Below are 20,077 nucleotides of genomic sequence, written 5' to 3' on the forward strand. Positions count from 1 at the left end.
ACCGGGGGTGATGGCGGGTTTCGGCTTCGCCGCGTTCCGGACGAGAACGGCCACCCGCCACGGGCGCGGGTAGGTGGACCCGGCCGGGTTGCTCGAGGAGTACGGACCCGGGGTGGTGTTGATCAGCTGAGAGACGATCAAGCCCGCGGCAGCGGTCGGCTCCGGCGACGCCCACGTTGCGGAAGCAACTCGAAGAACGCGGCCCACGTGGCGATGTAGTTGTCCGGCACTACCGGGTCTCCGTGCTTTCCCGCGTGATCAGCGTGTGCGGGGCGATGAACTCCTCCGCGGGCAGCGACGGGTCCTCGATGCGTGCGGCGAGGCGGGAGACCGCGGTGCGGGCGATGAAGGGCGTGTCCAACGAAACCGTGCTGAGCGAGGGCCGGGAATACCGGCCCTCTTCGATGTCGTCGATGCCGATGACCGCGACGTCCTCCGGAACGTTCAGGCCGGCGTCGAACACCGCCCGGATCGCCCCCATCGCGAGCAGGTCCGAGTAGCAGAAGATGGCGTCCGGGCGCGGCGATCCGCGCAGCAGCGACGTGGCCGCGGCGTAGCCGTCGGAGCGGCCGTAGTGGGCCGCCGTGCGTTCCAGGGTGTGCACCGGTGCCAGACCGCGCTCCCGCAGCGCCTTCCGGAATCCCTCCGTGCGCTGCAACGGGGTCGCGTACGTCTCCTTCGGCTGCGCGCCGATCGCCGCGACGCGCGTGCGGCCGCGGTCGAGCAGGTGCGAAGTCGCGTCGTGGGCCGCCACGACGTTGTCGATCGCGACGTGGTCGAAACGGCCGTCGAAGACGTGCTCGCCCAGCAGGATCAGCGGTGAGGACGTGGCGGGGTCCACGTCGCGCAGCTCGTCCCGTGTCGCCAGTGGCGCGAACAGCATCCCGTCGAACAGGTTGCGCCGTCCGCCGCCACGCAGCAGCTGGCGTTCCCGCTCGTGGTCGTGCCCCGTTTGGTCGATCATCACCTGGAACCCGAGGTGCGCGGCCGCGTCGATGACCTCGCGGGCGAGCTGGCTGAAGTACGGCACGTCGATCTCCGGCACCACCAGGGACAGCAGCCCGGTCTTCCCGGTGCGCAACGTCCTCGCCACGGGGTTGGGGATGTAGCCGAGCTCGTCGATGGCCCGGAGCACACGCTGCCTCATCTTCGCGCTGACGTGCTCGTAGCCGCTGACGACGTTCGACACCGTGCGCACCGAGACCTGCGCCCGGTGCGCGACGTCCCGCAAGGTCACCGCCATGACACTCCCTTCCTCGACCCGTCATCCTAGCGTTTGCAACGTGTGCAAGCGTGTCGTAGAGTTTGCTCACGTTGGCAAATCGGCGCGTGCAGACCTTCCGCACGCCGCCCTGCCGTTGTTCCGCACAAAGGAGTGCCATCATGCCCACTCGCAGACGGAGGGGACGCCTCCTCGCCCGTCGCGGCGCCGCCGTGGCCGCTGTCGCCCTGTTCGCAGCCGGGCTGAGCGCCTGCGGCCCGGACATCGGTTCGGGCGGCGGCTCGACGGCGGTCGGTTCCGTGCTGCAGGTTCCCGCCGAGGACTCGCCGAAGGGCGAGATCACGATCTGGGACCGCTCCGGCGACCTGTTCAAGGTCTTCGACGCGGCGATCAAGAAGTTCACCGAGAAGTACCCGGGCGTCACGGTCCACCACGAAGCCGTCGACATCGACTCGAAGCTGCAGAACACGTTGATCACCGGGACCGACGTGCCCGATGGCGTCTTCCTCGACGACGCGAAGGTCGGCGGTTACGTCGACCACCTGTGGAACCTCAAGGACGTGCTCGCGCCCTACGTCAAGGACATCGCGAAGCAGAAGGTCGGCGTCAACACCGTCAACGGCGGCATCTACGGCGTGCCCTTCGACCTCGACCCCGGCCTGCTGTTCTACAACGCGAAAGCGCTGAGCGCGGCCGGCATCGATCCCAACGGGATCAAGACCTACGACGACCTCCTCGCCGCGGCGAGGAAGTACCAGCAGTACAAGCCCGGCGCCAAACCGATCCACCTGGAGCAGGACAGCTTCAACAGCCAGCTCCAGCTGGAGATGTTCGCCAGCCAGTTCGGCACCAGCCTGGCGGGCGCGGACGGCGCGCTGCGGCTGAACTCCCCGCCGTACCAGCAGATCCTGACGTGGCTCGACACGGTGCGCAAGGAGGGCCTCGGCACCCGCGCCGAATACCTCAAGCCCAGCGACGTCGGCGCGCTGGAGTCCGGCGACGAGGTCTTCTACCCGTGGGCCATCTGGTTCGACTTCGCCCCGCAGCAGCAGCTGACCGCGACGAAGGGCGACTGGCGGGCGATGCCGCTGCCGGCCTGGACCGCCGGCGGCGCACGCAGCGGCGCGATGGGCGGCTCGTCGTTCGTGATCCCGAAGGACGCCAAGAACCCGCAGCTCGCCTGGCTGTTCTACCGGTTCCTGGCGTTCGACCAGGCCGGTTACACCGCCGTCTACGGCCCGAACGCCGTTTACCCCGGCGGGACGAACACGTCGATCCCCGCCTACAACCCCGCCGCCGACCCGGCGAAGCCGCTGTTCAAGCCGGTCGACGGGATGGGCGGCCAGGACCTGTGGCCGATCGCCGTCGAGGCGGGCAGGCAGATTCCGGGCGGCGCGCCGATCCCGGTCTGGTGGTCCGCCGCGGTCGACTACCTGGGCACCGACCTGCAGAAGATGCTGGACGGCACCATGACCCCGCAGCAGGTCATCGACCAGGCGAGCAAGGACATCCAGACCAACCTGATCGAGCGCAAATGACCACCCGTCCCACCGGTGCGGCGACCGTGTTCCGGGAGCGCGGCGCCGTACCCGTCACGGCGGACACCGCCGGGCCCCGCCCGGTGAGAACCCGGCGCGGCAGGCGCACGCCGGCGTGGTGGCGCCGCCGCCTCGCGCCTTACACGTTCGTGCTGCCGTTCGTGGCGGTCTTCCTCGCCTTCAGCGTGTACCCGCTGTTCTTCACGTTGCGCCTGAGCTTCACGAACTGGCACGGAACAGGTGCCGCGGAGTGGGTCGGTCTCGGGAACTACCGCTACCTGCTGACCAACGGTGCCTTCTGGTCGTCACTGGGCAACTCGGGGTTGCTGTGGCTGCTGATCGTGCCGGTGCAGCTGGTGGTGTCGGTGGTCGTCGCGGTGCTGCTGGGCGCCGTCAAACGGATGCGCGGGTTCTACCGGGTGGCGTTCGTGGTGCCGTTCGTGACGCCGCTGGCCGCGGTCGCCCAGATCTGGATCGTGTTGTTCGACCAGAACTACGGACCGGTGAACGCGGTGCTCGGCGCACTCGGCCTGCCGCCGGTCGGCTGGCTCGTCACCAGCGGGTGGGCGAGGCCGACCCTCGCGCTGCTGTTCATCTGGAAGACAACGGGTTTCGTCGTGCTGATCATCCTTTCCGGACTCCAGCAGATCGACCGCGGCCTCTACGAGGCGGCGTCGCTCGACGGCGCGGGCCGGGTGCGGCAGCTGTGGAGCATCACCGTGCCGCTGCTGCGCCGCTCGCTGATGTTCAGCGTGGTGCTGCAGACGCTGGCGGTGTTCCAGATGTTCACCGAGCCGTACGTGGTGACGAAGGGCGGGCCGTACAACTCGACCACCACGGCCGGGCTCTTCCTCTTCAACCACATCAACCGCGCGGACCTGGGCACCGGGGCGGCGAACTCGTTCCTCCTGGTGATCGTTGTGATGGCGGCGTCGCTGCTGTTCGTCCGGCTGCTGCGGGCGGAGGACTGACCATGACCACCCTCGATGTCCGGGGCCGGCGATCCGGCCGTCCGCTGATCGGCTCGCACGTGTTCCTGCTCGTGCTGACCGTGGCACTGCTCGTGCCGGTGGTGTGGGCGGTGGTGTCGTCGTTCAAGCCGGCGAACGAGATCATCCGGCATCCGCTCGCCTTCGACCCGGCGGACTTCACGCTCGACAACTTCCGCGGCATGTTCCAGGACGTGCCGATCGGCAGCGGCTTCCTCAACACCGGAGTCGTGCTGCTGTGCAAGGGCGCGATCACGATGTTCTTCGCGCCGCTGGCGGCCTACGCGTTCGCGAAGTACCGCTTTCGCGGCCAGCACCTGATCTTCGGCGCCGTGCTGCTGACGTTGATGCTCCCGACGATCGTCCTGGTCATCCCGTTGCTGCTGGAGATGAAGGAGCTCGGCTGGGTCAACACCTACCAGGCGCTGATCCTGCCCGGCTCGGTCGACGCCTTCGCGATCTTCTGGATGCGCCAGGTGATCGCGGCGGTGCCGGACGAGTTGCTCGACGCCGCTCGCGTGGACGGCTGCGGCGAGTTCGGCATCTTCTGGCGCGTGGTCGTCCCCGCGATCCGGCCGGGGCTGGCGGGTCTCGGCGTGCTGACGATCATGAACATCTACAACGATGTCGTCTGGCCGGTGGTGGCGGCCAGTTCGAGCCGGATGGCCACGCTCCAGGTGGTGCTGGTGACCCTGGCCCAGAACATCTCGGGCAACCGGGTGGGGGCCGACTACGCGACGATCACCGGAGAGCTGCTCGCCGCCGCGTCGATCGCGCTCATCCCGCTGCTGATCCTGTTCATCGTGCTGCAGAAGCACTTCATCAACGGCATCCTCGCCGGAAGCGTAAAGGGCTGAAAGACATGACGATTGCCGAGAACGCCGTCGACCCACTCGTCGTGGAGGCGGTGCCCCGGCCGGGATACCCACGGCCCGACCGGGACCGCTCCGCGCAGTGGCTGAACCTCAACGGCCGCTGGCGCTTCACCGCCGGCGACGGCGCGCCCGGGTCGATCATCGTCCCGTTCGCCTGGGAGACAGCGGCTTCCGGCGTCCAACGCACCTGGCTGGAGCACGCGGTCTACTCGCGTACGGTGACCGTGCCCGCCGCATGGTCCGGACGGCGGGTGGTGCTGTGCTTCGGTGCCGTGCACCACCGGGCGACCGTGTCGGTCGACGGTGTGGCGGTCGGTTCGCACGTCGGGGGGCACAGTTCGTTCGAGTTCGACGTGACCGGCGTGCTGGCGCCGGGACGGCCCGCGGAGTTGACCGTCGAGGTGGACGCCCCGGCGGACAAGCGCGAGATCCCACACGGTAAACAGCGCTCGATCCCGCGCGACGACTACGACGGTGTCTCGTTCACGCCGACGTCCGGGATCTGGCAGAGCGTGTGGCTGGAGGCGCGCGGACGCACCTACGTCGCCGAAGTCTCCCTGCGGGGGGATTCACTGACCGGGTTCGACATCGCCGGTGAGCTGGCCGGTGACGCTCCGGACACCGCGGTGGTCGTGGCCCGCCTCGAAGGCAGGGAGACCGTGCTCACGGCGAGCGCGGGCCGGTTCGAGGGACGGCTGGAGGTCGAGTCTCCCCGGTTGTGGAGTCCGGAGTCGCCGCACCTCTACCGGGTCGAGCTGCGTACGGGCGAAGGGCCCGAAGCCGACCGGCTGACCGTGACCGGCGGGTTGCGGCGGATCGAGACCCGTGGCGAGGCGCTGTACCTCAACGGGGAACGGCTCTACGTGCGGGGTGTGCTCGACCAGGGGTACTGGCCGGAGACCGGCCTCACCGCACCGGACGATGAAGCACTGCTCCGCGATCTCGACCTGGCCAGGGAACTCGGCTTTTCCCTCGTGCGCAAACACTTGAAGTTCGAGGAACCGCGGTGGCTCGACCACGCCGACCGCACGGGGATGCTGGTGTGGGCGGAACCACCCTGTCCGAGCCGGTTCAGCCCGGCGGCGGTGGCGGGGTTCGAGGCGCAGCTGCCCGACCTGGTCCGCCGGGACGGCAACCACCCGTCGATCGTGATCTGGGGGCTGTACAACGAGGAGTGGGGCCTGGACTGGGACATCCCGGGCAGCCCGGAACGCGCCGCCGCGGCCGCGCACGCCTACGACCTCATGCGCTCGCTCGACGACACCCGTCCGATCGTGGAGAACTCCGGCTGGGCGCATGTGAAGACCGACCTCGTCGACTGGCACTACTACGACGAGGATCCGCGCCGCTGGGCGGAAAACCTCGCCGCGCTCGCGTCCGGCGCACGGGAGACGTTCGAGGTCAAGCTCCGGCCGGACTTCGTGGTGGACAAGTCCTTTTACGGCTCGCCCGACTTCCCCCGCGCCGGAGTGCCGGTGCTCAACAGCGAGTTCGGCGCGGGCTTCACCAGCCTGGAGCGGGCCTGGCACGTGCGCTGGCAGACCCAGGAGATCCGCAGGCACGACCGGTTCTCCGGCTACATCTACACCGAACTGACGGACGTCGAGCACGAAATGGCGGGCCTGCTGGACGCGCACCGCAGGCCCAAGGACTGGGGCGGCCTCAACCCGGCCGACGCGTTCGCCCCGACCACGCTGGTGGTGGATCTCGTGCCCGCGCACGCCGGTGCCGACATCCCGGTGCCGGCCGCCCCGCTGACCCTGGACGTGCACGTCTCGCACACCGGCCGAACGCCGATCACCGGGACCCTGCACGCGGCGTGGGGGGCTCCGGGTTCGCGCGGTCTTCCCGGGGCGGCCGCGGATTCCCGTGCGGTGCAGGCGGAGCCGTTCCGGCTCACCGCCGCGATCGGGGTGCGGGTGCCGGCGCCCGGCGGTCCGGCACGCCTGCACCTGTGGCTGGAGGCGGAGGGCCGGGTGGTGGCGCGGACGTTCGTGGACGCCGCGGTGGTGGAGGAGCCGAACCGGCGCGGCGGCCGGGACTGAGCGGTACGGGGGAGGGGAGGCCGGTCCGGGTGGACCGACCTCCCCTTTTCGCGCTGCCCGGTCAGGCTGGGACGTGCCACACCTGGGTGAACATGCCGTTGCAGTCGTAGATCTGCAGCTGCGTGCCGTCCGCCGTCTGGGCGGCGGGATCGTCCAGGCAGCGGCCCGACTGCGGGTTGTAGAGCGAACCGTCGGCGCGGGCCTGCCACTGCTGCGCGGCCGTGCCGAGGCAGTCCCGCAGCTCTACTTTGGACGAATTGGCCGTGCCGCCGTCGACGATGTTGAGGCACTTGTCGTAGGCGCGGATCGTCCCGTCGGTCTCCAGCGACCACTGTTGCCCGGTCGCCACCCCGCAGGTGTAGAGCTGCACCGCGTTGCCGTTGACGGAGGTGTTCGTGTTGACGTCGACGCATTTGCCGGTGTCACCAGGGCCCGTGATCGGGCCCTGCGCCTTCGGCAGCGTGGCCGTACCGAAGTCCGTCTCGCACTTGCCCGTCGACAGGTGGGTGCCGGCGAGCATCAGGAACGTGCCGCCCGAGGACGCGGCGAGCAGCGGTGAACTGTACCCGGCGCAGGCCGTCTCCCCCGCGTCGTAGCCGCCGGTCGGGGCCGTGGTGACCGGGGTCGTGATCTCCTGCCAGGCACCGGACCCGAGGTTGCGGTTCACGAAGAGCACGTGGCCGTCCTCCGGCTGGATCGCCAACGAGCCGTCGGCCCCGGCGACGACCCGTTGTCCGGACGCGATGAGTGTCCCGTTCGGACCACCCGCGGACGACCAGGCCAGGTAAGGGGTGTGGAGCAGGAACCGGTGGTCGCTGGTTTCGATCCGGGTGCCGAGGCTGCCGGGGTTCCACGATTCGGCGTCGGGCGAGGTCTTGAAGTAGACGTCGCACGCCTGATCCGGGTCGGCGCCGGCTTTGCAGTCCTCGTACGTCATCGCATAGGTCCCGTTGGGCAGCCCGACCACCGTCGCCATGCCGGGCCGGTCGACGCCGTTGCGCAGGGCGACGTCGTAGACCTCGGCGCCCCAGGTGAGCCCGCCGTCGGTGGAGACGACGTGTGCGAGGACCTGGGCGTAGTTGTTCGCCGAGGGGCGTTCGTCGGAGAAGTAGCAGATGAGCCCGTGGTCGGTGACCGTGAACTCCGGTTCCCAGATGCCGTGGCCGATCGTGTTGGCGGTGCCTGATTCGGCCGCGCAGGAGCTGCGGTACGTCCAGTGCGCGCCCTGGTCGGTGGAGACGAACACCTCGACCGCCTGCTGGGTGTAGTCGCCGTGGTTCCAGGCTGTGCCGGCGGCGAGCAGCGTGCCGGCGGGCAGCGAGCCCTCGGCACGCGGCAGCTCGAACAGCGTCGGGCCGTCGAGGTCCCAGCCGTGCTGGGTGTCGGTGACCGTGCCGATGGGCGAGGACGACCAGGTGACGCCGTTGTCGGTGGAGCGGTAGATCGGGAAGTTCGCCTTGGCCACGCCCGTGCCGGAATGGGAGAACGTGGCCAGCAACGTGCCGTTCGCACTGCCGTTGTGTTCGAGGCGGATCACGCGGGGGTAGCTCGCGTCCTCTGTGGACCCGCTCGCGGTGCTCGGACGGTAGAGGACCCCGCCGGAGGTCGTGGCCGCGGTGGCCGCGGCCGCCGGAACGGCGGCGGCGACGGCGGCGGCCAGCACGGCTGCGGCGAGCACGGCACCGCGTCGCGCTCGGCGGTGCCGCGCTCGGGGATCAGGGTGGTGGTGACGGATAACCAGGGGACCAGGCGCCATTGACCTCACTCCTAGGACAGGACGGCACCACAGCCCTGGACGGCTCACCCGTCCCGCTGGAACCGTTCGAGCTCCGGCCCTGCCGAGCACTGCCGGCTGCCGCGCCTGCCGTGCCGCGCTGGACGCGTGTTCTCGGATGCCACGTGCTGCCGCACAGCATTACCGAGCACGCCCGCGTACTCCGCATGCTGTCCGGGTGCCGTCGATGCACGAGACGTTCAGCGCCGCTCGTCGGGAGGGGAGGCTTTCTGCTCCGGGACCAGCGCCCGGCTGTTTTGCCATCGTTTGAAAAAGCGTACTGCTGCTTTGCGCACGTTGCAAGGATGGAAATCGTCCGGTGCTCAGCGTGGTCCCTGGCTCGGGAGCGCGGGCCGGGGCGCTCCGGGTGGCCGAAGAAGCCGTTGCCGTTCGTGTCGGGTGACGGGGAACCGCCGGAGCACGTCATCTGTCGAGCGGCTGATCGCCAGCGCTTCGATCCGGCCCGTCCCCGCCCGCGGTGCCGGTGCATCGCCCTTCCGGACGGGTACCGGCGCCAGGACAAGACGACCGCGGAAGCCGATGCGCTCACCGGGCTTCCGCCGTTCGTGCCTTGCGGGCAGGCGCTGCCCGCTTCGCACACTTGTAACATTCGCTGGTGTTGACATCGGCGATGGAATAAACGTTACTTGAGCGGTCTCGGTCCCCCGTGAGGAGTGGGTATGACTCTCGCCAGCCGCACCGTTCGACGAGCCGCCGTTGCGACGATGGCCGCGTTCGCCGTGACCCTGTCCGCCTGCTCGTCGCTCACCGGCGGCTCCGGGGGACAGGGCGCCGGCGACGGCGAGCTCACGCTCGGCCTGCTGGCGCCGCTGACCGGCGCCGCCGCCGCGGATGGCAAGGCCATGCAGAACGGTGCCGAACTGGCCGTGGATCAGCTCAACGCCGCCGGGGGAGTCAAGGGGCGCAAGCTCACGCTCCAGGCCATCGACGTCAAGGACCAGACGTCGGCGGCGGTGTCCTCGGCGGTGACCACCCTGACCGCGGACCCGAACGTGGTGGCCGCCTTCACCGGCTACGCCAGCACCACCAACTTCGAGATCGACTCCTTCGCCCAGGCCGGGATCCCTTACGTGCTGGGCGGAAACAGCGCGCAGACCCAGGAAATCGTGGCGAAGGCCCCGGACCGCTACCCGGGGATCTGGTCCATCGCGCCGTCGTACGACGGTTACAGCACCAACCTGCCGAACCAGCTCGAGCAGTGGAACACCGACGGCACTTTCCCGCTGCGCAACCGCAAGGCGTACCTGATCTCCAGCGACAACGCCTACTCCAACCAGATCGCCGGCGGGCTCAAGACCAACCTGACCGCGAAGGGCTGGCAGGTGACCGGGCCGGACACGGTGCCCTTCGGCGCGGTGGACGACTGGACCACGCAGATCAACAAGATCCACGCGCTGGACCCGGCGCTCGTGCTCAACCTGGACTACCAGACCGCCAACGCCGCGAAGTTCCTCACCCAGTTCCGGCAGAACCCCACTCAGTCGCTGGTGTTCGAACAGTACGCGCCGAGCGTGCCGGAGTTCGTGACGCTGGCCGGAGCGAGCGCCGACGGGGTGCTGTTCAACCTGCCCATCGCGCCCGTGACGAAGACTCAGGTCACCCAGGACATGATCGCGAAGTACACGCAGAAGTACGGGTCCGCGCCCGCCAACTACGCCTTCATCGTCTACGAGGCGGTGCGGATGTGGGCACAGGCCGCGGACAAGGTCGGCGATCCGGCGCAGAAGGACAAGGTCGGGCCCGCGATCGGCACCCTCGACGACCAGGGCACGACGCTGGGCCGCATCCGGTTCGACCCCGCCACCCACCTCGCGGTGTCCGGCGACGACGGCGTCCCGTTCATCAACTACCAGATCCAGGGCGGCAAGCGCGTCGCCATCACCCCGGCGAACTACGCCGAGGGCAGCTTCCAGAAGCCGGCGTGGATCCGGTGACCGCACCGCTGCTGGACGTCCGCGCGGTGAGCCGGTTCTTCGGCGGGTTTCCCGCGGTGGCCGACGTGAGCCTCCAGGTGCGGGAGGGGGAGATCCTCGGGATCGCGGGCCCCAACGGCGCCGGGAAGAGCACCCTGTTCAACCTCGTCTCCGGGGTGCCGTTCGGCCCCAGCCGCGGAGAGGTGTGGTTCGACGGGCGGCGTGTCGACCGCCTTGCGGCGAGCCGGATCAGCCGGGCCGGGCTGCGGCGGACCTTCCAGTCCGAGCAGCTGTTCCCGGCGCTCACCGTGCTGGACAACGTACTGGTCGCCGCGGCGTATCTGGGTGGCGGCGGGATCTTCGGGCACCGAGCCCGCCGCGCCGAGGCCGAGCGCGCGCTGGAGACGGCGGGCATCTCCGGCTACGCCGCCGACCTGGCCGGTGACGTTCCCTTGCTGGTCAAGAAAAAGCTGATGATCGCCAGTGCGCTCGTCGCCCGGCCCCGGCTGCTCATGCTCGACGAGCCCGCCGGCGGCCTCAACACCGAGGACCAGCGCGAGCTGACCGAGCTGCTGCGCGGGCTCAACGCCGCCGGTCTCACGCTGCTCATCATCGAGCACGTGCTCAGCCTGCTGCGGGAGCTCGCCGGACGGATGATCGTGCTCACGGCGGGCAGCGTGCTCGTCGAGGGCACGCCCCGCGAGGTGCTCAGCGATCCGCGCGTGATGGAGGCGTACCTGGGGGAGGGAGTCGCGTGAGCGAGGACGCGTTGCTCGCCGTGACGGACCTCCACGCGGGTTACGGCCGTCTGCCGGTGGTGCGGGGCCTGTCGGTTTCCGTCGCCCCCGGTGAGGCCGTGGCGTTGCTGGGTCCCAACGGGCACGGCAAGACGACCGCGCTGCGGGCGATCGCCGGGCTGGGCCGCACCGGCGGTGGCACGGTCCGGTTCGACGGCGAGGACATCACCGGTGAGAAGGCCTACGACATCGTCCGCCGGGGCATGATGCACGTCCCGCAGGGCGACGCGCTGTTCCCGAGGCTCACGGTGCGGGAGAACCTGATGCTCGCCGGACGGCTGCCGCACGCGAAGCCGCACCGCGCGAAAACCCTGGCCACCGTGCAGGAGCTGTTCCCCAAGCTGGAGCAGCGCCGGGACCAGCTCGTCGGCACGCTGTCCGGGGGCGAGCGGCAGATGGTCGCGATCGGGATGGGGCTGATGACGCGGCCCCGGCTCCTCGTGCTCGACGAACCCACGCTCGGCCTCGCGCCCAAGGTCCGGCACGAAATCCTCGCGACGTTGCGGGAGGTCCGGACCACCGGGGTGTCCCTGCTCGTCGCGGACGGCGACGTGGAGTTCCTGTTCGCGCTCACCGACCGGTGGCACGTGGTCGAACTGGGGCGCATCACGAGCAGCGGCACCGCGGACGTCAAACCCAGCCACGAGGAGGTCATGGACATGTACGTCGGAGGTGCGGCCGATGGGTGACGCACTGCTGTCCATCGTGGTCTCCGCGGTGGTGCTGGGTTCGCTGTACTCGCTGCTCGCCAGCGGGCTCTCGCTGATCTGGTCGACCCTGGGCATCTTCAACTACGCGCACGGCGCGTTGCTGCTGGTCGGCGCCTATCTCATCTGGACACTTTCGGCACGGGCCGGGCTGCCGGTGATCCTGGCGTTCGCGGCCGCCGTCCCGCTGCTGGCGCTGGTGGGCATCGCGCTGGAGTTCGTCGCGGTGCGGCCGTTCGCCGGGCGCGCCAACGGCACTTTGCTGGTCATGGTGTCCACGCTGGCCGTCGCCAACGCGGTCGGCGGTGGGGCGCAACTGGTATGGGGACCGGAGAACGTGCAGATCGCCCCGCTGGTCGAGGGCAGTTTCCTGGTCGGCAGGGTCGCGGTCGCCGGGACGACCCTCGTCGCGCTCGGGCTCGCGCTGGTGCTGGTGATCGGGCTCATCGTGCTGCTCGCGCGCACCGAATGGGGCGTGACGCTGCGGGCCGTGGCGCAGAACCGGGACATGGCGATGCTCGTCGGAGTGCGCCCGGCCCGCGTGTACGCGCTGGTGTTCGGGATCGCCTCGGTGCTGGCCTGCGCGGCAGCACTGGTGTACGGCACGAACTCGACGATCACGCCGGCCAAGGGGTTCGAACCGCTGCTGACCGCGTTCGTGGTGCTGGTGTTCGGCGGCTCGGCGACGCTGTGGGGCACGCTCGTGGGCGCCTTCGTGATCGGCCTTCTCGACGCGGCGACCACCTACTGGCTGGGGTTGCAGTGGTCCCCGGTCGCGGTGTTCCTCGTGCTGGTCGTGGTGATGCTCGTGCGCCCGCAGGGCCTGGTGAAGGGGAAGGTCGCATGAGGCGTTACGTCGGCTGGGCTGGGCTGCTCGTGGTGGCCGGGTTGCTGCCGTTCGTGGTGACCGGGGGACCGGCGCGGCTGCTCGCGATCACCGCCCTGATCTACAGCCTGCTGGCCGCGAGCTGGAACCTCACGCTCGGCTTCGGCGGGATCTTCAACTTCGCGCACGTCGGGTTCTTCGGTGCCGGTGGCTACACGATGGCGGTCGCGACGGTGAGCTGGGGCTGGGCGCCGTGGCCGGGCCTGCTGCTGGCCGCCGTGGTGGGCGGAGTGGCCGGGGGCCTGGCGTACCTGCCGGTGGTGCGGATGCGGGGGATCTACATCGCGCTCGTCACCTTCATCTTCGTCCAGCTGTGCTACTACCTGGTGCTCGCGCTGCCGGGGCTCACCGGCGGTTCGGTCGGGCTGACCGGCGTCCCGTCGCTGAGCATCGGCGGCTTCTCGCTCGCCCGCTACTACGGGCTGGGTTACCTGTGGCTGCTGGGCGTGGCGGTGGCGCTGCTGCTCATCCTGCTGGGGGTGGTGCTGCGCAGCGACTTCGGCCGCAGCATCATCGCCCTGCGGGACAACGAGAACCTGGCGGTGAGCCGGGGGATCAGCCGCGTCCGCCAGCACCTGCTGGTGTTCGTCCTCAGTGGAGCGATCGCGGGCGCGGCCGGCGCGCTCTACGTGTCGTACTTCCGCGTGGCCGACAACAGCTTGTTCAGCTTCGGTTTCGTCACGCTCGGGCTGAGCATGGTCTTCCTCGGCGGCACCGGCTACGCCTGGGGACCGGTCCTCGGCGGTGTCGTCGTGACGTTCCTCAACGAAAAGCTCACCGGGCTGGGTGCCTACAGCGCCGTCGTCATCGGGCTGGGCACGGTGCTGGTGCTGGTCTTCCTCCCCCGCGGCCTCGCCGGGCTCCTGCACGACGGGTTCACCGCGGCCGCCCGCAGTCTCACCAAGAAGGGAAAGCGCGCCCATGCGACCTGACGAGACCTCCCGCCGCGCCGTACTCGACGCCGTCGACCGCCTGGCCGGGCGCCTGGCAGCCTCGCTGTCGGAGGCGATCCGGATTCCCAGCGTGAACCCGAAGTATCCCGGCCAGGACTACGACCGGGTGGTGGGCCCGGAAGGCGAGGTCGCCCGGCTCATGGCGGATCTGTACGCCGGGGCGGGTGCCGACGTCGAACTGGTGGCCGTGGAGAAGGGGCGGGACAACGCCTGCGCGCGGATCCGCGGCACCGGCGGCGGGCGTTCCCTGCTGCTCAACGGTCACGTCGACGTGGTCCCGCCCGGCCGGGAGCACAAGTGGAGCGCCACGCCGTTCTCCGGCCAGATCACCGACGAGGCCGTGCTCGGCCGCGGCGCGACCGACGACAAGGCCGGGACCGTGGCCGCCGCCTACGCCGCGCTCGCGCTCAAGGAGGCCGGGGTACGGCTGCGCGGCGACCTCGTGCTCCAGGCCGTGGTGGGGGAGGAAATCGGCGACCACGAGTGCGGCACGACGGCCGCGCTGGAGGCGGGGTACACCGCCGACGCCGCGATCGTCTGCGAACCGTCGAACTTCGGCGAGGAGGCCCCCAACCTGGTCCCGGTGACCCCCGGTCTGCTGTGGTTTTCCGTGAGCCTGGAAGGAAAAGCGGCGCATTCGGGACTGCGGGGGCTGACCGTGCACCCCACGCTCGAAGGTGAGGCGCTCGGCGTGAACACCGTCGACAAGTTCTGGGTGGTCTACAGCGCGCTGCGGCAACTGGAGAACGAATGGGCACTGCGGGACCGGCACCCGCTGTTCCGCCCCGGCTACTTCAACATCCTGCCCGGTGTGCTGCGCGCCAACCCCGAGGGCATCGAGGTGCCGTTCTTCCTCGCCGACACCCTCACCGCCGAGTACTGCATCTACCACCACCCGGACCGCACCAACGAAGAAGTCATCGCGGAGGTCGAGGAGACGGTCCGGCGGGCCTGCGCGAACGACTCCTGGCTGCGGCAGCACCCCCCGGTGTTCGAGTGGAAACTGCTGTGGCCGCCCTACACCACGCCCTCGGGGCACGAGCTGGTCGCCAGCCTGATCGGCGCGCACAGCGACGCGGTCGGCGGGTTCGAGGTCTCCACCCCGCCGGTGCAGGAGGGCTTCCTCGGCGTGTGCGACCTGACCTGGCTGGACGCCAAGGGCGTCGACGGTCTCGTCTACGGTCCCGGCGTCGGCCGCACCGCCCACGCGGAGGACGAGTACGTGCCCATCCACCAGCTGATCACCGCCGCGAAGACCTACGCGCTGACCGCGATGGACTTCTGCGGCGTCGCGGACGGGGAACCGGCGTGAGCGCCGACGTCTTCGTCGCGACCTGCGACCTGGCCGGGCACGTGCGAGGCCGCGCCGTTCCGGCCGAAGCCCACGACGCGGTGCTGGACTCCGGGCTGGGCTGGGTGCCGGCGAACCTGGGCCTGACCGCGTTCGAGGAGATCGCCCCGGCAAGCCCCTTCGGCGCCACCGGTGACCTCCGGCTGATGCCGGACGAGGCGACGGCGGTCGAGCTGGCCGCCGACGGGGACCGGCCGGGCCTGCGGCTGTACCTGGCCGACCAGACCCTGCCCGACGGCACCCCGTGGAACTGCTGCCCCCGCACCTTCCTCAAGCGCGCTCTGGCGGACCTGCGCGAGGCGACCGGGATCGAGGTGATCGCCGCGTTCGAGCACGAGTTCGTGCTCGACGGGCTGCCGGAGTCCGCGCCGTTCTCGTTGCGCCGGTACCGCGATGCCGAACCGTTCGGCGCGGACCTGCTGCGGACGCTGACCGAATGCGGGCTGGAGCCGGAGACGTGGCTGCCCGAGTACGGCGAGCGGCAGTTCGAGATCACGCTCGCGCCCGGCGACGCCCTGCGTGCCGCGGACCGTGCGGTCGTGCTGCGCGAACTCGTGCGCGATCTCGCGATCCGGCGTGGCCTGCGTGCCTCGTTCGCCCCGCTGCAGCGCCCCGGCGGCACCGGCAGCGGGGTGCACGTCCACCTGAGCCTGGTCGACGCGAAGGGGGATCCGGTCCTTTTCGACGAGGGCAGGCCGGGGCGGCTGTCGCACCTGGGTTCCCGGTTCGCCGCCGGGCTGCTGCGGCATGCCGCGGCGCTGACCGCGTGGACGGCGCCGAGCCCCGTTTCGTTCCTCCGGCTCGTGCCGGGCCACTGGAGTGTCAGCGGCGCTTTCCTCGGGGAGCGCAACCGGGAGGCACTGGTGCGGATCTGCCCCACGCGTCCCGGCGATCCCGCACGGCAGTTCAACCTGGAGTACCGCGCCGCGGACGCGACGGCCAACCCGTGGCTCACCCTCGCGGTGCTGGTGCGCGCGGGACTCGCCGGGCTCACCGGCGGGGACGTCTATCCCGATCCCGCGGTGTGGCCCGAGGAGGCGGATCTCGCGGACGTGCCCCGGCTGCCGGCCACGCTGTCCGGGGCACTGGAGTCGTTGCGGGAGGACCGGGTGGCGGCCTCGTGGTTCGACCGGGAAATGCTGGACTGCTACCTCGCGGTGAAGCGGCACGAGCTCGACACCGTCGCCGGTCTCGATGAGGCCCAACGGATCCGGAAGATCGCCGATGTCTATTGAGGACTTCCTCGGCGAGCTGCCCCTCGTCGACCACCACGTGCACGGAGCGCTCCGCGACGACGTCGGCCGGGACGCGCTGGAACGGATGCTGACCGAGTCCGACCGGCCCATTCCGGCGGGGACGACCCAGTTCGACTCCCAGATCGGCTTCGCCGTCCTCCGGTGGTGCGCGCCGGTGCTCGGGCTGGAGCCACACGCCTCGCCCGAGGACTACGTGCGGCGCCGGACGGAGCTGGGCACCGCCGAGGTGAACCGGCGGTTGCTGGCGGCCTCCGGTACCGGGCACTACCTGCTGGAGACCGGCTACCGCGGAGACGACATCCTAGGCCCCGCCGAGATGGCCGCGGCGGCGAACGCGCGCGTGGACGAGATCGTGCGGCTGGAGGCGGTCGCCGAGGAGCTCGCCGCCTCGCAGGTCTCCGCCCGCGAGTTCGTCCGGCGGTATCCGGAGGTGCTGGCCGAGCGCACGGCGGATGCCGTCGGGCTCAAGAGCATCGTGGCCTACCGGTACGGCTTCGACTTCGAACCTCACCGGCCGGACGGCTCGGAGGTCGAGGTGGCGGCGGGGAAGTGGTTGCGTACCACCGAAGAAGCCGGGACCTCGCGGCTCGACGATCCGGTGCTGCTGCGGTTCCTGCTGTGGTCCGGCATCGACCGCGGGCTGCCGCTGCAGCTGCACACCGGCTACGGCGACCCGGATCTGCGGCTGAACCGGTGTGATCCGTTGCTGCTGGCCGACTGGCTCGAACTGGTCGAACCGTCCGGAGTGGACGTTCTGCTGCTGCACTGCTACCCCTACCACCGGCACGCCGGTTATCTGGCGCAGGTGTATCCGCACGTGTACTTCGATGTCGGGCTCGGCATCAACTACACCGGGGTGCGCTCGGCCGCCCTGATCGCCGAATCGCTGGAGCTCGCCCCGTTCGCCAAGATCCTGTTCTCCTCCGACGCGTGGGGACCCGCGGAACTGCACCACCTCGGTGCGCTGCTGTGGCGCCGGGGCATGGCGCGGGTGCTCGGCACGTGGGTGGCCGACGGGGACTGGGCGGCCACCGACGCGATCCGGGTCGCGGGGATGATCGGCGGCGGCAACGCACGCCGCGTCTACCGGCTGCCCGGCGGGGAAGGCGCGGCCCGGTGACCGACGGTTTCGACCGGCTTCGGCACCGCGTGGAGCAGGAGCTGCCCGCCGCCGTCCAGCTGCGGCACGAGCTGCACCGGAAACCCCGCCTTTCCGGGGACGAGGCCGCCACGCGCGACACCGTGCTGGCCGCGTTGCCCTCAGGCACGTCGGCACAGCCGGTGGCCGGCACCGGAGCCGTGCTGCGGATCGGCGGCACCGGTTCCGCCGTGGCGGTTCGGGCGGAGCTCGACGCGCTGAGCGTGACCGAGGGGACGGGACTGCCCTGGGCGTCGGAGCACCCGGGCGTGATGCACGCGTGCGGGCACGACGTGCACCTGGCCGCCACGGTGGCGCTGGCACGAGCAGTCGAGGCCGTCGGCGGCCCGGCGCCGCTGGTGGTCGTGCTGCAACCCCGCGAGGAGACCTACCCGTCGGGCGCGCTGGAGATCAGTGAGTCGGGCGTACTCGCCGAACAGCAGGCGGGCGCGACCGTGGCCGCGCACGTCCAGCCGCTGCTGCCCACCGGCACGGTGGCGTGCAGCCCGGGTCCGGTCAACGCCTCCTCCGACGAGTTCACCGTGACGGTGGCGGGCCGCGGCGGGCACGCGGCCTACCCCCACCAGACAGCGGATCCCGTGGTGGCACTGGCCAGCGTCGTCGTGGCACTGCAGAGCATGGTCAGCCGGGGCACGGATCCGATGACGCCCGTGGTGCTCAGCGTGACCACGCTCGCCGCCGGTTCCGCGCCGAACGTCGTGCCGGACGAGGCCACCGCCCGTGGCACCGTCCGCTCGCTGGACCCCGCGGCGCGCGAGGTGATCCTCGAACGGCTCGCGGAGACCGTGGACCTCGTCTCGCGCGCGCACGGCTGCACGGGCAGGGTCGAGGTCACCGAGGGGGAACCGGTGCTGGAGAACGACGCAGGCATCGCCCGGGCGGCCGCCCCGCTGTTGCGGCGGCTGGGGGCCGAGGTGGACGACACGCTGCGCTCGGCGGGCTCGGACGATTTCGCCTACTTCTCCCAGGCCATGCCCTCGCTGATGATGTTCGTCGGCACCGGGGGAGCGGGGCAGCGGCTGCACTCCGCGACCTACGCGCCGGGAGACGAGTACGTCGGACACGTGGCCGGCGCGCTGCTGGCCGGGTACCTGGCGGCGGCCGAGGTCGTCACCGGAGGTGCTAAGAAGGTTCCCGACAGCAAGCACGCCTCGGCCGAAGGGACCGGAGGTCGCCCGTGAGCACACCGCCGCGGACCGGTGGAGTGGGAGACAGCCCGACCGTCGCGGACCGGATCCGGCGGATCCAGCAGTCCCTCTCGCCCGCCGAGCTCAAGTTGTCCCGGGCGCTGCTCGCGAACTACCCGGCGGCCGGGCTGGAGTCCACCAACTCCCTCGCACAGAAGGTCGGCATCAGCGCTCCCACCGTGCTGCGGTTCATCGGGCGCCTCGGTTTCGGCAAGTACCGGGACTTCCAGGACGCGCTGCGTGAGGAGGTGCAGGCCCGGCGCGCGTCGCCGCTGACGCTGCCGGCGCGGATCACCGCCGATTCGGCGACGTCGGAGCTCGCGAGTGTCGTGGCGGAGACCGCGAGCAAGGCCATCCAGCACACCTTCTCGGTGCTGCCCGAGCACGAGTTCGAACGGGCCGTCGCCCTGCTGTGCGGTCCGGCGAAGCGGATCACGGTGTTCGGCGGCCGGTTCTCGCACCTGCTGGCCACCTACTTCGACCTGCATCTGCGCCTCATGCGCCCGGGCACCTCCGTGCACGCCGTGAACCCGCACGAGGACCCGGGTTTCGTCGTCGATCTCGGCCGCCGCGACGTCTGCGTGGTCTTCGACTTCCGGCGCTACCAGAGGGACACGATCGCGCTGGCGAAGGCCGCCGCCGGGCGGGGCGCGAAGATCGTCCTGGTCACCGACCCCTGGCTCTCACCCGCGGCGGACTTCGCCGACGTCGTGTTGTCCGCCCGAGTCGAGGCCGCCGGATCGTTCGACAGCCTCGTGGCCGCGACCGCGCTGGTCGAAGCGCTGGTGTTCGCCGTCCACGCCCGGCTCGGCGGCGCCGCCGACGAGCGGATGCGCACGATCGAGGCGGGCTTCGGCGACGTCACGACGGAGTGAGGCCGAAAGTCACCGCGCCGGGGCCCGTCGTTTCCTCGAAGATCAGCCACGTGCGCGTCGAGCGCACCCCTTCGACCGCCTGGATGCGTTCGAGCACGACATCGCGCAGGGTGGCGTTGTCCGGTGTGCGCACCAGCAGCAGCACGTCGAAATCCCCGCCCACCATCGCGATGTGCTCGACGTAGGGGATGGTGCGCAGGCCCGCGCGCATCTGCCGCCACGCGGCCTGCTCGACGCTGACCACACGTAGGCGCTCGTGCCCAGTCCGGCGCGGTATGGGTCCAGCCGTGCCCCGTACCCGGTGATCACCCCGTCCCGGGTCAGCCGGTCCAGGCGTGAGTAGGCGTTGGCGCGGGAGATGCTGAGCCGGTCGGCGAGCGCGCGGATCGAGATCCGGGCGTCGGCGACCAGTTCCGCGAGCATGGCCCTGTCGATCGCGTCGAGGCGCTTCGCCGTTTGTCCATGCTGTGGCGGGGAAGGAGGATCCGTCGTGGACATGTCGCCGCACTGCCCCCTTCACAGCGACCAG

The 20,077-nt window shown here is 70.6% G+C and carries 16 protein-coding genes and 1 pseudogene; 14 read left to right on the top strand and 3 right to left on the bottom strand.

Annotated features, from left to right (window positions below; all coding sequences use genetic code 11):
• Window positions 1-229: 229 nt before the first annotated feature.
• A complete protein-coding gene (locus ABFX51_RS12625) occupies window positions 230-1,243 on the bottom strand; it encodes a LacI family DNA-binding transcriptional regulator (RefSeq protein ID WP_091515235.1) in 1,014 nt (337 codons plus the stop codon).
• 140 nt (window positions 1,244-1,383) lie between these two features.
• Here ABFX51_RS12625 and ABFX51_RS12630 point away from each other — a divergent pair, with 140 nt between their 5' ends.
• From ABFX51_RS12630 to ABFX51_RS12645, 4 genes are read left to right on the top strand one after another with little or no spacing between them, the layout of a single operon-like run.
• The gene (locus tag ABFX51_RS12630) at window positions 1,384-2,760 is read left to right on the top strand and encodes an ABC transporter substrate-binding protein (RefSeq protein WP_091515231.1); all 1,377 of its coding nucleotides are present in this window, start codon (window positions 1,384-1,386) and stop codon (window positions 2,758-2,760) included.
• Window positions 2,757-3,731 carry a carbohydrate ABC transporter permease gene (locus ABFX51_RS12635; protein WP_091515228.1) on the top strand — a complete coding sequence of 325 codons (975 nt, stop codon included), beginning with the start codon at window positions 2,757-2,759 and terminating at the stop codon, window positions 3,729-3,731. The genes ABFX51_RS12630 and ABFX51_RS12635 overlap by 4 nt, the downstream gene beginning before the upstream one ends.
• 2 nt (window positions 3,732-3,733) lie before the next feature.
• On the top strand, window positions 3,734-4,606 hold the full coding sequence (locus ABFX51_RS12640) for a carbohydrate ABC transporter permease (protein ID WP_091515226.1): 873 nt from the start codon (window positions 3,734-3,736) through the stop codon (window positions 4,604-4,606).
• Window positions 4,607-4,611: 5 nt separating this feature from the next.
• Window positions 4,612-6,669, top strand: coding sequence for a glycoside hydrolase family 2 protein (locus ABFX51_RS12645; protein ID WP_091515223.1), 2,058 nt, complete (start codon window positions 4,612-4,614; stop codon window positions 6,667-6,669).
• Window positions 6,670-6,730: 61 nt separating this feature from the next.
• Here the strand turns inward: ABFX51_RS12645 and ABFX51_RS12650 are convergent, their stop codons facing one another.
• Entirely contained in the window at window positions 6,731-8,347 is a 1,617-nt protein-coding gene (locus tag ABFX51_RS12650) for a sialidase family protein (protein WP_245783376.1), read from the bottom strand.
• Window positions 8,348-9,123: 776 nt separating this feature from the next.
• Here ABFX51_RS12650 and ABFX51_RS12655 point away from each other — a divergent pair.
• Genes ABFX51_RS12655 through ABFX51_RS12700 form a run of 10 tightly spaced genes read left to right on the top strand, consistent with a single transcriptional unit; the run spans window position 9,124 to window position 19,548 of the window.
• Window positions 9,124-10,398 (top strand): ABC transporter substrate-binding protein, encoded by a 1,275-nt coding sequence (locus ABFX51_RS12655; RefSeq protein WP_091515221.1) that lies wholly within the window; start codon window positions 9,124-9,126, stop codon window positions 10,396-10,398.
• Window positions 10,386-11,135 (top strand): ABC transporter ATP-binding protein, encoded by a 750-nt coding sequence (locus ABFX51_RS12660; protein ID WP_091515310.1) that lies wholly within the window; start codon window positions 10,386-10,388, stop codon window positions 11,133-11,135. The genes ABFX51_RS12655 and ABFX51_RS12660 overlap by 13 nt, the downstream gene beginning before the upstream one ends.
• Window positions 11,132-11,863 (top strand): ABC transporter ATP-binding protein, encoded by a 732-nt coding sequence (locus ABFX51_RS12665; RefSeq protein WP_091515218.1) that lies wholly within the window; start codon window positions 11,132-11,134, stop codon window positions 11,861-11,863. The genes ABFX51_RS12660 and ABFX51_RS12665 overlap by 4 nt, the downstream gene beginning before the upstream one ends.
• Entirely contained in the window at window positions 11,856-12,728 is an 873-nt protein-coding gene (locus tag ABFX51_RS12670) for a branched-chain amino acid ABC transporter permease (protein WP_143249992.1), read from the top strand. The genes ABFX51_RS12665 and ABFX51_RS12670 overlap by 8 nt, the downstream gene beginning before the upstream one ends.
• Window positions 12,725-13,699 (top strand): branched-chain amino acid ABC transporter permease, encoded by a 975-nt coding sequence (locus ABFX51_RS12675; RefSeq protein WP_091515214.1) that lies wholly within the window; start codon window positions 12,725-12,727, stop codon window positions 13,697-13,699. The genes ABFX51_RS12670 and ABFX51_RS12675 overlap by 4 nt, the downstream gene beginning before the upstream one ends.
• Window positions 13,689-15,032 carry a M20/M25/M40 family metallo-hydrolase gene (locus ABFX51_RS12680; RefSeq protein WP_091515212.1) on the top strand — a complete coding sequence of 448 codons (1,344 nt, stop codon included), beginning with the start codon at window positions 13,689-13,691 and terminating at the stop codon, window positions 15,030-15,032. The genes ABFX51_RS12675 and ABFX51_RS12680 overlap by 11 nt, the downstream gene beginning before the upstream one ends.
• Window positions 15,029-16,306 (top strand): glutamine synthetase family protein, encoded by a 1,278-nt coding sequence (locus tag ABFX51_RS12685; protein ID WP_177228961.1) that lies wholly within the window; start codon window positions 15,029-15,031, stop codon window positions 16,304-16,306. Before ABFX51_RS12680 ends, ABFX51_RS12685 begins: the two co-directional genes overlap by 4 nt.
• Window positions 16,296-17,447, top strand: coding sequence for an amidohydrolase family protein (locus ABFX51_RS12690; protein WP_091515210.1), 1,152 nt, complete (start codon window positions 16,296-16,298; stop codon window positions 17,445-17,447). Before ABFX51_RS12685 ends, ABFX51_RS12690 begins: the two co-directional genes overlap by 11 nt.
• Entirely contained in the window at window positions 17,444-18,667 is a 1,224-nt protein-coding gene (locus tag ABFX51_RS12695) for a M20 metallopeptidase family protein (RefSeq protein ID WP_091515208.1), read from the top strand. Before ABFX51_RS12690 ends, ABFX51_RS12695 begins: the two co-directional genes overlap by 4 nt.
• Window positions 18,664-19,548: a MurR/RpiR family transcriptional regulator gene (locus tag ABFX51_RS12700; protein ID WP_218153588.1), complete on the top strand. Its 885-nt coding sequence runs from the start codon at window positions 18,664-18,666 to the stop codon at window positions 19,546-19,548. The genes ABFX51_RS12695 and ABFX51_RS12700 overlap by 4 nt, the downstream gene beginning before the upstream one ends.
• On the opposite strand, the pseudogene ABFX51_RS12705 reads toward ABFX51_RS12700, so the two are convergent.
• Window positions 19,535-19,971 (bottom strand): annotated as a pseudogene (locus tag ABFX51_RS12705) (Lrp/AsnC family transcriptional regulator). The gene ABFX51_RS12700 and the pseudogene ABFX51_RS12705 sit on opposite strands and share 14 nt — an antisense overlap.
• Between the last annotated feature and the right edge of the window lie 106 nt (window positions 19,972-20,077).

This window comes from Amycolatopsis dongchuanensis (assembly GCF_039542405.1).
Taxonomy (GTDB): Bacteria; Actinomycetota; Actinomycetes; order Mycobacteriales; family Pseudonocardiaceae; genus Amycolatopsis_E; species Amycolatopsis_E sacchari.